This is a genomic window from Phyllobacterium myrsinacearum (assembly GCF_002980555.1).
In the GTDB taxonomy this organism is placed as follows: domain Bacteria; phylum Pseudomonadota; class Alphaproteobacteria; order Rhizobiales; family Rhizobiaceae; genus Phyllobacterium; species Phyllobacterium myrsinacearum.
This window is the reverse complement of the sequence record NZ_PVBT01000001.1, coordinates 254,900-268,472: the sequence shown is the minus strand read 5'-3', so window position 1 is coordinate 268,472 and position 13,573 is coordinate 254,900. Positions and strand designations below refer to the sequence as shown.

Here is a 13,573-nt window from a genome sequence, read left to right as displayed (position 1 = left end):
GGAATGCTCACCGCCCTACTCCGCGTCCCGCCCAAATGCGGCCTCGCCCACCCGCTTGATCTCCCTGGCAAAATCGGGATCGTCAACCGCGCGCGCCAGCACCACGGTGCCCACCAGCCCCGCCATGATGGCGATGGCCTTTTCGCGTTGCCGGGCTTTGCTGCGGCCGGTCACGGCATTGATGAGGATATCAAGAAGCGCCTTGGTGCCCTCGGTGAAGCGCGAACGGACAGGACCGCCGCGCCGGGCGATATCCGGCGCCAGCGCCGCCATCATGCAGCCGCTCATCTGCCCCTCGCCATGGGCATCGCCCGCCAGATAGGATTGGGTGATGGCGCCGAGCGCATCGCCGGGTGACGCCTCGGACAGGCTGGTCCACCGCCGCACCGACAGGGCCATGGCTGCAGCGCAGGCCTCGGCGATCAGATCGTCCTTCGAATTGAAATGCCCATAGAAGCCGCCATGGGTCAGACCCGCGCTTTTCATCACATCGGCAACGCCGATGCCGTCAAAACCCTTTTCGCGGAACTGCTGTCCGGCGATCTCGATGATGCGGGCGCGGTTCTGTGCTGCCTGGTCCCTGCTGACGCGCATGAAACATTCCTTCAAAAAAACTGCATTGACAATTTATATGATGACCGTCATCAATAGTCAAATATGATGATCGTCATTTAAAATCCAAAAGCCGATGGCCCTCCAGGGAACACGAACATGATTTCATCGCCTCTCGCAGCCGCGCTCGCCCGGCGCAATGTCCACTATGGCTGGGTCGTCGTCTCCGTCACCTTCCTCACCATGCTTGTCACGGCGGCGGCCGTCGGCGCTCCCGGCGTGCTCATCGTGCCGCTGGAAAAGGAATTCGGCTGGACGACGGAACAGATCGCCACCGCCTTCTCCATCCGGCTGCTGCTGTTCGGGCTGATGGGCCCGTTCGCCGCGGCCTTCATGAACTATTTCGGCGTGCGGAAAGTCGTGTGCGTGGCGCTGGCGCTCATTGCCGGCGGTTCCTTCCTCTCCCTCGGCATGACGCAGATCTGGCAGCTCATCCTGCTGTGGGGCGTGGTGATCGGCTTCGGCACCGGCCTGACCGCCATGGTGCTCGGCGCGACCGTCGCCACCCGCTGGTTCACCGACCGGCGCGGGCTGGTGCTGGGCATGCTCACGGCAAGCTCGGCCACCGGACAGCTGGCCTTCATGCCGCTCATGGCTTCGATCAGCGAGAATTACGGCTGGCGCGCGGCGACCATGATGGTCTGCGCCCTGCTCGCCGTCGCAGCGGCCGCCGTCTTCCTCCTGATGCGGGACCGCCCGTCCGATGTCGGCCTACCCGCCTATGGCGAGAAGGACGTGGCCAAGACCGCACCGATTACCGGCGGCCTGCTGTCGCTCATCATCCTGCCGCTGGCCACCCTCAAGGAAATATCGCGCAGCAGCACGTTCTGGGTGCTGTTCGCCACCTTCTACATCTGCGGCGCCAGCACCAACGGCCTCATCCAGACCCACTTCGTGGCCCTCTGCGGTGACTACGGGCTTGCGGCCGTCACCGCCGCCAGCGTGCTGGCCATGATGGGCTTTTTCGATTTCTTCGGCACGATCGGCTCCGGCTGGCTGTCCGACCGGGTCGACAACCGCTGGCTGCTGTTCTGGTATTACGGCCTGCGCGGCGCCTCGCTGCTGTTCCTGCCCTACAGCAATTTCTCGATCTACGGCCTGTCGCTGTTTGCCATGTTCTATGGTCTTGACTGGATCGCCACCGTACCGCCGACGGTCAAGCTGGCAACGGACCGGTTTGGCCGGGAAAAGGCCGGCATGGTGTTCGGCTGGGTCTTTGCCGGTCACCAGCTCGGCGCTGCATCGGCCGCCTATGGCGGCGGTTTTGCCCGCACGGAATATGCAAGCTACCTCCCGGCCTTCTTCACCGCCGGTATCCTGTGCCTGATCGCCGCGCTGCTGGCGCTGACTATCCGCAAGAGCAGCAAGGACGACCGCGTCGGCGAACCTGCCATCGCACACTGACCCGAAGATGTAACCATATAAATATGTCTTTATGTGTTGTTGACAGTCTTCGGCGACGCGCCTACCATGCCCCGCATCGTGGTTCTCTGCGCCTATGGGCGCAGAGCTAAGAGGGAATACGGTGCGATCGCTGCCAGCGGTTCAATCCGGAGCTGCCCCCGCAACTGTAAGCGGCGAGTTCTCGTCAATTTCGTGTCACTGATCCCAGGACGGATCGGGAAGGCCTGACGAGAGCGCCGACCCGCAAGCCAGGAGACCTGCCGCGATAGATAACGTCCACGGGCGGGGTGTCCGGTGTCGCTTGCAAGCGGGCGTCATGAGCGCCCGTATGTCCTGCACGCGTGCGCCTGGCCTTTGCCCTCAACCATCGGGGTAAGGAACTATGACTATCACCACAAGCAATCTGGGTTTTCCGCGGATCGGCAAGCGGCGCGAGCTGAAATTCGCGCTGGAAAAATTCTGGTCGGGCCAATCGCATATCGTCACCCTGCAGGATATCGCGGCAGAACTGCGCCGGGAGAACTGGACCCTGCAGCAGGCGCATGGGCTTAGCCACATGCCGAGCAATGATTTTTCGCTCTATGACCACGTGCTGGACACCAGCGTCATGCTTGGCGCGGTGCCGCAGAGCTATGCATGGAAGGGCGGGCCGGTTTCGCCCGAGACCTATTTCGCCATGGCGCGCGGCAGCCAGGGCGGCCATGATCATGGCGCCTGCGCCCACCATGGGGTGGCCGCTCAGGAGATGACGAAGTGGTTCGATACCAACTATCATTTCATGGTGCCGGAACTGACAAAGGGGCAGGAATTCACCCTCGGTTCCAACAAGCCGGTCGACGAATACCGCGAAGCGAAGGAGCAGGGCTTTGACACGCGTCCCGTGATTCTCGGGCCGGTCACTTTCCTCAAGCTGGCCAAGAGCAAGGATGCGCAGACCGATCCGCTGTCGCTGCTGCCGGGCCTTCTGCCGGTCTATACGGAAATCCTCCGCCGCCTCTCCGCCAACGGCGCCGAATGGGTGCAGATCGACGAGCCCGCACTGGTGCTCGATCTCGACGAAACCACAAAAACCGCGTTCAAGATGGCCTATGCGTTTTTCGCCCGTGCCCTTCCCCGCCTGAAATTGTTGCTGACGCCCTATTTCGGCGCGCTTGGCGACAATCTCGACCTGGCGCTCGGGCTGCCCGTTGCCGGCCTGCATCTCGATCTTTGCCGTGCACCCGAACAACTCGATACTGTCGTGGCTGAGGCACCCGCCGGCCTCGTCCTGTCGCTCGGCGTCATCGACGGCCGCAATGTCTGGCGCGCCGATCTCGAGGCAATCCTGCGGCGTATCGAACCGGTGATCAGCCAGCGGGGGACCGATCACCTCATTCTTGCGCCGTCCTGCTCGCTGCTGCACACGCCTGTCGATCTCGAACTTGAAACGGACATCGACCCTGACTTCAAGAGCTGGCTGGCCTTTGCCACGCAGAAGCTGGAGGAACTGTCGATCCTTGGCAGGGCGATCAACACCGGCCGCGATAGCGTCCGCAACGAACTGGCAGCCGCCAGTGCGGCCGTGGAAACCCGCAGGACATCGGCCAAAATTCACGATGCGGCGGTCAGGCAGCGCCTGCAGGCCGTGACCGCGGAGCAGTCGCAGCGGCAAAGCCCCTATCCCGTTCGCCGTAAAAAGCAGAAATCCTTGGGGCTGCCGGATTTTCCGACCACCACCATCGGTTCCTTTCCGCAGACGGAAGGGGTGCGCAAGGCGCGGGCGGAGCATGGCAAGGGGGCGCTGACCGCCAATGCCTATGCGGCGCTGCTGCGCAAGGAAACGGAAAACTCCATCCGCTGGCAGGAAGAAATCGGCATCGACGTGCTGGTGCACGGCGAATTCGAGCGCAATGACATGGTGCAGTATTTCGGCGAGCAATTATCCGGCTTTGCCTTCACCCGGCATGGCTGGGTGCAGAGCTACGGTTCGCGCTGCGTCCGCCCGCCGGTCATTTTCGGCGATGTCAGCCGCCCGCAGGCCATGACGGTCGACTGGGCTGCCTATGCGCAGTCGCTGACCGACAGGCCGATGAAGGGCATGCTGTCGGGGCCGGTGACCATGATGCAATGGTCGTTCGTGCGCGACGACCTTCCGCGCGATCAGGTCTGCCGCCAGATCGGGCTGGCACTGCGCGACGAGGTGAGCGACCTCGAAAAGGTTGGAATCCGCATCATCCAGATCGACGAACCCGCCATCCGCGAGGGCCTGCCGGTCCGCCGGGCCGATTGGGCCGCCTATCTCGGCTGGGCCACCGAATGTTTCCGCCTGTCCGCCTCGGGCGTTCAGGACGAAACGCAGATCCATACGCATATGTGCTATTCGGAGTTCAACGACATCATCGACTCCATCGCGGCCATGGATGCGGATGTGATCTCCATCGAAACATCGCGGTCGAAAATGGAACTGCTCGACGCGTTCGTGACCTACCACTACCCCAACGAGATCGGACCGGGTGTCTATGACATCCACTCCCCGCGCATCCCGCCGGTGGACGAAATGGCCGGCCTCTTGCGCAAGGCGAAAACCCATCTCGCCCCGGACCAGATCTGGGTCAATCCCGATTGCGGCCTGAAAACGCGCAAATGGGAAGAGGTCAAGCCGGCCCTCGTCAACATGGTCGAGGCGGCAAAACGCCTGCGGCTGGAACAGCAGACCTAGCGGGCAATGCGCGCGCGGCGGCCGGCCGCTTTGGCCCGGTTGCCGCATGTCTCCATGCTGCACCAGCGCCGCGTGTGATTCTTGCTGGTATCGTAGAAGACGATGCAGCAGCGCTCATTGCTGCAGTGGCGGACATTCGTCGCTTCGTCGGTGACAAACCGGGCAAAGTCAGAGGCGATTTCAGCCAATACGCTTTGCGGCCCGCTGGTGACGGGCTTTGCGCTGGTCACCCACCCGTTCCCTGATGTCTCCAGAACCGTTGCAACCGGATGTTCCGCCATCCGCCGGTTGATATCGGTGATAAAGGCAGGATTGAGCGCCGTCCCGGCCGCCAGACCATCCGCCGCCGCGCGCAACTGTGCACGGAACGCCTGCGCTTCCGTCAAGGCGGCGTTGAAGGTGGCCGCATCAGCCGCATCATCCTGAAGATCGGCCGTCTTCGCCCATTGCAGAAACGCACCGTCCTTGCCGATGAGATCGATGAACTCGCCATCGATGATCTGCGTGTTGACGAAATCCAGCCAGAGGGCATTGCCCAGAAAAATGAACGGCATCGCTTTTCCTTTCGTCTCCAGAAGTAACCATCAAAATTCAATTTGACAAGTTACTCCACTTGAGTAACCATCAAAATGTAATTTAGACGGTGCAACCACCCATCCAACAGGAGCAGGAACGATGTCACAATCGAACGAACACGCACGCCCGCTGATCAGCTACCGGACCGAAGAGGTCGATGGCCTGAATATCTTTTACCGGGAAGCCGGGCCGAAGGACGCGCCGACGCTGCTCCTGCTGCACGGCTTTCCCACCTCGTCGCATATGTTCCGCGACCTCATCCCGCTGCTGGCCGACCGTTACCATGTTGTCGCGCCGGATTATCCCGGCTCCGGTTACAGCGATGCCCCGTCCCACACGGCGTTCCGCTATACATTCGATCATCTCGCCGACATCATCGACGCATTCACCCGGAAGCTCGGCCTCAAGCGCTATGCGCTTTACGCGCAGGATTTCGGCGGTCCCGTCGGCTTCCGCCTCGCTTCCCGCCACCCGGAACGGGTGACGGCGATTTTCGTGCAGAACGCCGTGGCGCATGAAGAAGGCCTGTCGGACGGTTTCGATACGGCCCGGCGCCTGTGGGCGGATCGCAATGCACAGACGGAGGCCGCCATGCGCCGCCACCTCTCGATCGAGGACACAAGGGGCCAATACCTGTTCGGTGCGAAAGATCCGGCCCGCATCAGCCCCGATGCCTGGACCCATGCGCAGAACGGCCTCGACCGTCCCGGCATTGCCGAGGCCCAGATCGACCTGCTGCATGATTATCAGTCAAACCTCAAGCAGTACCCGCATTTCCAGGCCTATTTCCGCGAGCACCAGCCGCCGATGCTGATCACCTGGGGCCAGCATGATCCCTTCTTCACCCTTGCCGGCGCCAGGGCCTATGCCGGACAGCTACCCAAGGCAGAGCTGCACATTTTCGATGGCGGGCATTTTCTTCTGGAAGACCATGCCGAAGAAGTCGCTGCACTGATGCGGGAGTTTCTTGGGCGGACAATAAACATCTAAAGCAAAAACTGTAGTGCGTGGTTCAACAAGTTCACCATGATGCAAATCCGGTATCAGTTGGCCACCCACTGCAGGATCAGCGATCCCAGGGTGGCCGCTGCGGTGGCTTCATCCACGCAGCCGCAGGTCATTTCCCGCGAAATGGCCTCGGCTGCGCCGATGATACCGGCGCAGCGCAGGCGCAGCTCATCGGCAGAAAGCGCCGAATAGGGTGCCAGCGCGGTGCAGTAGAGATCGACATAGCCGTCGATCAACGCCTTCTGAAATGTCTCCATTTCCTCATCGCCCTTGAGCGCGGCCGAGATGGCATGCCACTCCGGGCCTATGGAGCGGTAGCAGGCCATGTAGGCCTCGCTCATCAGCCGGGCGACGCTGCCCAGTTGTTTCGGCGCCTGCTCCAGAGCTGCCAGCAAATCATCGACCTGCTGCTGGTCCAGCTGCTGATACAACGCAATCAGCAGGCCAGCGCGCGTGCCGAAATGTTCATAGGCAATCGGCTTGCTCACCCCCGCACGCTCCGCCAGATAGCCAAGCGTCAGCGCATCGGTTCCCTGCGTGCGGATGATCCCCAGCGCCGTCTCCATGAGCTGCTCCCGCCGCTGGGCTTTCGGCATTTTCTTGGCGGCTGCGGTCTTGCTCATGCGGATATCCTTTTTTCCAGAATAGCAACGTCACCCCTTGACTTGCAATCGCGCACCTACATATTACTAAAAGTAACTTACCTATAGTAATATAAAGGAACATCCCATGTCCACGACCACTGCAGCCCCTGTCCTCATCATTGGCGGATCCGGCATCGTCGGCGCACAAGCGGCACAAACCCTGCGCAAGCTCCACCCGGATCTGCCGATTGCCATCGGCGGGCGCGATCTGGCCAAGGCGGAACTCGTTGCCAGATCTCTCGGCAGCGCCGAGGCGGTGGCCATCGACCTTGACCGGGCCGATCTTGGTCAGCCCGGCGGCAAGGCATTCAGCGCCATCGTGCTGTTCGTCAAGGACGAGACGCTCAACAGCCTGAAATATGCGCAGGCGCACCGTCTGCCCTATCTGAGCGTCTCCAGCGGCGTGTTCGAAGTCGGACCGGAAATGGCGCATTACATCCATAAACCGAACAGTTCGGCGATCCTCATGGCCAGTACCTGGCTGGCAGGGTCGGCCACCTTCCCCGCGCTCCAGGCGGCCAGGGACTTCAGCCGGATTGACGACATTACCATTGCGGCCGTGCTGGACGAGCAGGACATGGGCGGACCGGCCGCCTTTGCCGATTTTGAGCGGCTGACCCAGTCCGCGCCCAATCCGCTAGCGCTCAAAAGCGGCAAATGGCGCTGGGTCACGGGCGAGAACGCCACCCGCCAGTTCACGGATATCGACGGTATGAAGGTCGAGGCAAGCGCCTACGCGCCCCTCGATGTTCTCAGCCTCGGTGTTACCACCGGCGCGCACTCCATCCGGTTTGACATGGCATACGGCCAATCGGCGAGCCGCCGCCGCGGCGAAGCCTTCTCCACCGAGATCGTCATCGAGATCAGCGGCCAGCTCAAAACCGGCGAGGAAACCACCGCGCGCCTCGATATTGTCCATCCGCAGGGCCAGGCACCCCTGACCGCTCTGCATGTCGCCCTGGCCGTGGAGCGCCTGCTCGGTCTTGCCGGCGGGGAAAAGGTGGCGCCAGGCCTGTATTTCCCGGACGGGCTGATGGAGCCGGACTACGTGGTTGCGCGGATGCAGGAGTTCGGTGCGGTGCTGCGCCGCACCGATGCGGAAAACCATCTGTGGGTTTCCGGTGAGAAGCGGCATATCGCTCGCGCATGAGCGGAAAAGGGATGCTAAGGAGGTCCGCGCACGTTTGACCGTGCGCGGAATCACCACCGGTCTGGAGAAGCAATGAAGGTCGACATCGACATGGGAGCGGCGCCCGCAGGCGCAAAAGCCATGCTCGACCTGGAAGAGCTTCTGGCAACGCGCCTGCTGGTCCAGGGCAATTCCGGTTCGGGCAAATCCCATCTCCTGCGCCGCCTGCTCGAACAGAGCGCCCAATGGGTGCAGCAATGCGTCATCGATCCGGAAGGCGACTTCGTCACCCTTGCCGACAAATACGGCCATGTGGTCGTCGATGGTGCACGCACCGAGAATGAACTGACCCGCATTGCCGCGCGCATCCGCCAGCACCGGGTATCCGTGGTGCTCGATCTTGAAGGCCTCGATGTCGAACAGCAGATGCGCTGCGCCGCGGCGTTTCTCGGCGGCCTGTTCGATGCGGAGCGCGACTACTGGTATCCGATGCTTGTCGTGGTCGACGAGGCGCAGCTGTTTGCCCCGGCAGTTGCCGGTGAAGTCTCCGACGAAGCGCGCAAACTGTCGCTCGGGGCCATGACCAATCTGATGTGCCGCGGCCGCAAACGCGGTCTTGCCGGGGTCATCGCCACGCAGCGCCTGGCCAAGCTGGCCAAGAACGTCGCCGCCGAAGCCTCCAACTTCCTGATGGGCCGCACCTTCCTCGATATCGACATGGCCCGCGCATCCGATCTGCTCGGCATGGAACGCCGGCAGGCGGAACAGTTCCGCGATCTGGCACGCGGACACTTCGTCGCCCTGGGGCCCGCGCTTTCGCGCCGCCCGCTGCCGGTCACCATCGGCCCGGTCGAAACCTCCGCCCGCTCGTCCAGCCCGAAGCTGACCCCGCTGCCGCAGCAGGCCGATGACGCGCATGAGCTGATCTTCACACCGGCGCCCGAAGAGCGGCGCCCGGTGGTGCGGCGCACGCCCGCGCCGCCGCCGCCCACCCCGACCGCCGACATTCTGGCGCAGTTGACCCAAGCCAAGGCAATGGCCGAAGCGGAAGCGCCCGCCATGACACTGTTCCCGGAAATCGACGAAGCCGAACGCAGTGCGCTGATTGATGCGGTCATGCAGGAAATGCTGGGCGACCCGGATGCCGGTTTCCGCACCGATGCGGTGCTCTATCAGGATTTTCTGGTACGCTGCCGCATCCGCCGCGTCCCCGGCGACGCGCTGTCCCTGCCCGCCTTCCGCCGCAAGCTGGCGGTTGCGCGCGCCGGTATCGATGGCGAAACCGCGCAGAGCGAGCCATGGCAGCAGGCGCTGGAACTGTCCAAGAGCCTGCCCGATGACGTGCAGGGTGTGTTCTTCATTGTCGCGCAGGCGGCGGTCACCGGCAATCCCTGTCCGTCCGACGCAACGCTCGCCCGCGCCTATGGCACCCATTCCGCCCGGCGCGCCCGGCGGCTCCTGACCTATTTCGAGGAACAGGGACTGGTGGTGGTCCGCACCGATTTTGCCGGAAACCGCGTCGTCGCCTTCCCCGATCTCGGCTGCGAGACAATGGCAGGCGATCCCAACGGCCCCGATGACGGCGCGCAGGACCAGCACGCCGCCGAATAAGAGGCCTGCTCCGTCTCCGCTCAATCGCCGGCGGGTGCCAGCAGAACTTTCCGCTGCAGATCCTGGCGCACCTTGCCCACAGCCTCCGCCATCTGTTCCACATCTTTCGGCGTGCAATACCCCCGGTCGATGGGCATGACGTAGTGACGTCTTGCGTGGATTTTCTGTCCCTCCGCCGCATAGGCCGCGTCGTACCGGATGGGCCCTTCGGCCAGCGACACGGATTTTGGCAGGGACCGGACGCCAACGCCTTCCGGAATGGTTCCGTCATAGGTGTCGTCAAGCTCAACGGCCGCACAGGCTGTTGCATAGAGCGGTTCGGGGCGCTCCATGGCAAAGCTGGTCATGTCCGGTATGGAATAGCCCAACGCCAAGGGGGGCGTGATGGCGAACGCCTCGGGACCGGACAGATCAAGGCCGGTCTGATTGATGGTGAAATCGATATCGATCCTGTAGTCCCGCTCATCGCTTTTCGGATCGTCCGCCGTGTAGCTGCCCCTGCCCTTCAAGCCGTTACGGGCAAGAAGCTGCTGCACGAGACCGGCGCGCTGCAGCGGATCGATGCCCGCGACGGCGCGGCGCCGGTCAATCGATATGCCACCCCGCGAAATTTCCACGATCCTGCCGTGCAGCGACCCATCCATGTCGAGTGACCAGGTCGTGCTGGTGGACAATGAATTCTCTTGCGCCGTCATGGCGGGCGTCGTGCGGATGCCCGTCAGGCCATCCACATGCAAGACAGCTTTCGACGACAGCCAATAGCCTTTCAAACCGAATGGCAGATATTCGGCCGTGGAATCGAGATAAAGATCAAATTCCGGCACATAGCTGATGATGTGATCGAAATAGCCCGGCAGCGCTTCAGAGGGCAGACTGAACAGATCGCCCGAAGCAATGAGGGCGCCATGGCTTTCAATCCCCCTGGCACGCAGAAGCGCTTCGAGCAGGACAACGTGGTCCTTGCAGTCGCCATAGCGGTTTCGCAGGATGTCCCCGGCCGAATGCGGCACATAGCCCCCTTGTGCCAGATACAGGGCGACATACCTGATATTGCCGCGCACCCAGTTGTAGATCCGCTGCACTTGTTCGCGCCGGCCGGGAACATCTTTCGTCAGCTCGTCGGCAAGCGCCTGAATCTCCGGCGTTACCGCAAGCTTGTCGTCGGCGCGCGCCCGGTAGGCCTGGGCAATGGCATTCCAATCGGCAAAACTCGTAACGATGATGTGCGGACTGTTCATGAAGACATCCGCCTTGCCGTGGTCAAGCGGCCTGGTGTCGGGCTGGGCAAAGCTCCAGCTCCAAACGTCGTCACCCTTTTCATCCGTCGCCCGCACCTCGTTCATCGCCAAGGCTTCACTGCGCAGACCGAGGGATTTCGGAGCCTTCAACACCAGCGTATAGGCAAGCACCCGTTCGTCCGGAGCAAATGAATCGGCATAGGCAAAATGTCCGGGAAAATCCGGTTCCCTCTGGATTTTCCGCGCCCGGTAGCGAACGCTGTCGCCAACCTCGATGTCGGGGAAAATAATGGTCTTCTGCTTGCTCGTGCTGAACACCGGCAGCCCCGTCGCCGCCGGGTCCTCCTGCAGCCGGATCTGATCCGGCTGCACCTGGATGCGCCGCCCGTCCGCCTTGATGGTTTCCGCCTCGATGATGTCAAGGCTTGCCAGCTGGTCATTGAAGCTGAACGTCTTCGTTGCAAAGCTGTCACGGCCGCTGGCATCAAGCAGCCGGCGCGTTGTCTGCCACTCCACGCTGTAGCTGCCGTCCTTCTCAACCGTGATAACATCCGACGCGGAGATGTATTCTTCCTTCACCACAGGCACTGCATCCTGGGGGTGGGCCTGCTGCTGCAATGCAAACAGCCATAAAATGAGGAGGCCCAACCGTAAAGTTTCAAAGGGAGACTTCATAAAAATAAACGACATTATGACTCCTGAAAATTAATGTTATTACGTAACCAATATTGAATATTCTCAAAAAATATATGGATGTCCGCGCGGGACGCCCCTCAAGGCAAATTCCAAGGGGAAACACACCATACCCCAAGCCTGATAAGCTTGGAAAGACGCCGCTTGGATTAGCCCAGTTCAGCCAGCAGCGGTGCGAGATCGCCGAGATGCTCGATCTGGCGGAAGCGCGGCTCCGCCACCGGCGCGTCCACATGTTCGAGCACCCAGGTCAGCGCATGCGGGACATAAATGCCCCAGCCGCCAGCCTGAATGGCCGGAACCACGTCCGATTTCAGCGAATTGCCGATCATCATGCTGCGCTCCGGGCCATCGCCATGGCGGCTGAAAATCCGCTGATAGGTAGCCCGGTCCTTGCTGCTGACGATCTCAACCGCATCGAAGAAATCGCCAAGGCCCGATTGCGCCAGCTTGCGCTCCTGATCGAAAAGGTCGCCCTTGGTGATCAGGACCAGCCGGTAGCGCCCGGCCAATTGCTCCAGCGTGTCCTGCACATGCGGCAGGGTTTCGATGGGATGGCGCAGCATGTCCCGCCCCGCCGCCAGGATTTCGCCGAGAACGGATGACGGTATCCTGCCATCCGTCACCTCCAGCGCCGTCTCGATCAGCGACAGGGTGAACCCCTTGATGCCGAAACCATAGAGATCGAGATTGCGCCGCTCCACCTCCAGAAGCCGGTCAGACAGGTCAGGGACATCCGTATGCGGGGCAAGCAGTGCCTCGAAGTGCTTTTCCGACAGGCGGAAGAACTGCTCGTTCTCCCAGAGCGTATCGTCTGCGTCAAAACCGATGGTGGTGAGGGAGGACATTCTCGAACTCTCATGCATTGCCGAAAGGATGATCCCAACTGTGTAGCGCTTGCCACCGGCAAAATCCACCGGGCTGCGGCATGGCATTGCCTTGTTTCGCCACAAATCAAACCCCACCTGCGGCGGACTGCAAACCGGAGCACCAGCCTGTTGACCCCAGCCAAACCGCCACGACGCGCCCTGTTCATCGTCAATCCCAATGCGCGCAGCGGCCGCAAGCCGATTGATCCCATCCGCAAGGCATTGGAAACCGGCGGGCTGACACTGGTCGATGCGGCGCCGGATAAGGACGAATCCATTTCCGATGTCATCAGGCGCATGCGGGATGCATGCGATCTGGTGATCATCGGCGGCGGTGACGGCACGCTGAACGCGGCCGCTGCCGGTCTTGTCGAGACCGGCCTGCCGCTGGGTGTCCTGCCATTGGGCACGGCCAATGATTTCGCCCGGACAATCGGCCTGCCGCCCGTCCCGCTCAAGGCGGCGGAACTGATCCTTTCCAGCGAACCGCGCCCTATTGATCTGGGCGAAGTCAACGGCAACCTGTTCTTCAATGTCGCCAGCATCGGCTTCAGTGCTGAACTCGCCGCAGAATTGACGGAAAAGGCCAAGAAGCGCTGGGGCAAACTCGGCTATGCCATTGTTGCCGCCCGCCTCCTCGCCCGCTCCCGGCTGTTCACCGCCTATGTCGAGCATGACGGCTCGGTCGAGACGATCCGGACAATGCAGGTTTCCGTCGGCAATGGCCGCCATTATGGCGGCGGCATGACCGTGGAGGAAACCGCGACCGCCGATGACGGACGGCTGGATTTCTACAGCCTGGAGGTGGATCACTGGTGGCGGCTGCTCGGCCTCCTGCCCAGCCTGCGCAAGGGAACCCATGGCCGCTGGAACGATGTGCGGGCCTTCCAGACCACGCAAGTCACCATCAAAACCAGCAAGCCGCGCGCCGTGAACACCGACGGCGACCTCACCACCTGGACACCGGCGCATTTCCGCATCCGGGAGAAGGCCATCCGGGTCTTTGCCCCGGCAACACCGGCCAGGGCAGCTTCCGTCTAAACCGGCGGCCTGTCCGGACTTTCCTCTGCAATGTCTCTGTGCTTTATGCT

11 protein-coding genes and 1 riboswitch are annotated in these 13,573 nt (G+C 62.1%); of the genes, 6 read left to right on the top strand and 5 right to left on the bottom strand.

Annotated features, from left to right (window positions below; translation table 11 throughout):
* Positions 1-15: 15 nt before the first annotated feature.
* On the bottom strand, positions 16-594 hold the full coding sequence (locus C5750_RS01295; RefSeq protein ID WP_105732063.1) for a TetR/AcrR family transcriptional regulator: 579 nt from the start codon (positions 592-594) through the stop codon (positions 16-18).
* Positions 595-711: 117 nt separating this feature from the next.
* On the opposite strand from C5750_RS01295, the gene C5750_RS01290 reads away from it, so the two are divergent.
* Positions 712-2,016, top strand: a complete 1,305-nt coding sequence (locus C5750_RS01290) for an MFS transporter (RefSeq protein WP_105732062.1) — start codon at positions 712-714, stop codon at positions 2,014-2,016.
* A 62-nt stretch (positions 2,017-2,078) separates the two neighbouring features.
* Positions 2,079-2,295: riboswitch (cobalamin riboswitch) on the top strand.
* A 103-nt stretch (positions 2,296-2,398) separates the two neighbouring features.
* Positions 2,399-4,714 carry a 5-methyltetrahydropteroyltriglutamate--homocysteine S-methyltransferase gene (gene metE / locus C5750_RS01285; protein ID WP_105732061.1) on the top strand — a complete coding sequence of 772 codons (2,316 nt, stop codon included), beginning with the start codon at positions 2,399-2,401 and terminating at the stop codon, positions 4,712-4,714.
* On the opposite strand, the gene C5750_RS01280 is transcribed toward metE, so the two are convergent.
* A complete protein-coding gene (locus tag C5750_RS01280; protein WP_105732060.1) occupies positions 4,711-5,268 on the bottom strand; it encodes a CGNR zinc finger domain-containing protein in 558 nt (185 codons plus the stop codon). The genes metE and C5750_RS01280 overlap by 4 nt on opposite strands.
* A 121-nt stretch (positions 5,269-5,389) precedes the next feature.
* Between C5750_RS01280 and C5750_RS01275 the strand changes: the two genes are divergently transcribed.
* Complete coding sequence (locus tag C5750_RS01275; RefSeq protein WP_105732059.1) at positions 5,390-6,280, top strand: alpha/beta fold hydrolase; 891 nt, start codon at positions 5,390-5,392, stop codon at positions 6,278-6,280.
* A 53-nt stretch (positions 6,281-6,333) separates the two neighbouring features.
* On the opposite strand, the gene C5750_RS01270 is transcribed toward C5750_RS01275, so the two are convergent.
* Positions 6,334-6,921, bottom strand: coding sequence for a TetR/AcrR family transcriptional regulator (locus tag C5750_RS01270; protein ID WP_105732058.1), 588 nt, complete (start codon positions 6,919-6,921; stop codon positions 6,334-6,336).
* Positions 6,922-7,027: 106 nt separating this feature from the next.
* On the opposite strand from C5750_RS01270, the gene C5750_RS01265 reads away from it, so the two are divergent.
* The gene (locus tag C5750_RS01265; protein WP_105732057.1) at positions 7,028-8,092 is read left to right on the top strand and encodes a saccharopine dehydrogenase; all 1,065 of its coding nucleotides are present in this window, start codon (positions 7,028-7,030) and stop codon (positions 8,090-8,092) included.
* 72 nt (positions 8,093-8,164) lie between these two features.
* Positions 8,165-9,682 (top strand): helicase HerA domain-containing protein, encoded by a 1,518-nt coding sequence (locus tag C5750_RS01260; RefSeq protein ID WP_105732056.1) that lies wholly within the window; start codon positions 8,165-8,167, stop codon positions 9,680-9,682.
* A gap of 20 nt (positions 9,683-9,702) precedes the next feature.
* Here the strand turns inward: C5750_RS01260 and C5750_RS01255 are convergent, their stop codons facing one another.
* Together C5750_RS01255 and C5750_RS01250 are read right to left on the bottom strand one after the other, a co-directional pair.
* The gene (locus C5750_RS01255; protein ID WP_105732055.1) at positions 9,703-11,610 is read right to left on the bottom strand and encodes a DUF3857 domain-containing transglutaminase family protein; all 1,908 of its coding nucleotides are present in this window, start codon (positions 11,608-11,610) and stop codon (positions 9,703-9,705) included.
* A 152-nt stretch (positions 11,611-11,762) separates the two neighbouring features.
* Positions 11,763-12,461, bottom strand: coding sequence for an HAD family hydrolase (locus C5750_RS01250; RefSeq protein ID WP_105732054.1), 699 nt, complete (start codon positions 12,459-12,461; stop codon positions 11,763-11,765).
* Positions 12,462-12,611: 150 nt separating this feature from the next.
* Here C5750_RS01250 and C5750_RS01245 point away from each other — a divergent pair, with 150 nt between their 5' ends.
* The gene (locus tag C5750_RS01245; RefSeq protein ID WP_210203312.1) at positions 12,612-13,523 is read left to right on the top strand and encodes a lipid kinase; all 912 of its coding nucleotides are present in this window, start codon (positions 12,612-12,614) and stop codon (positions 13,521-13,523) included.
* The last annotated feature ends 50 nt before the right edge of the window (positions 13,524-13,573 follow it).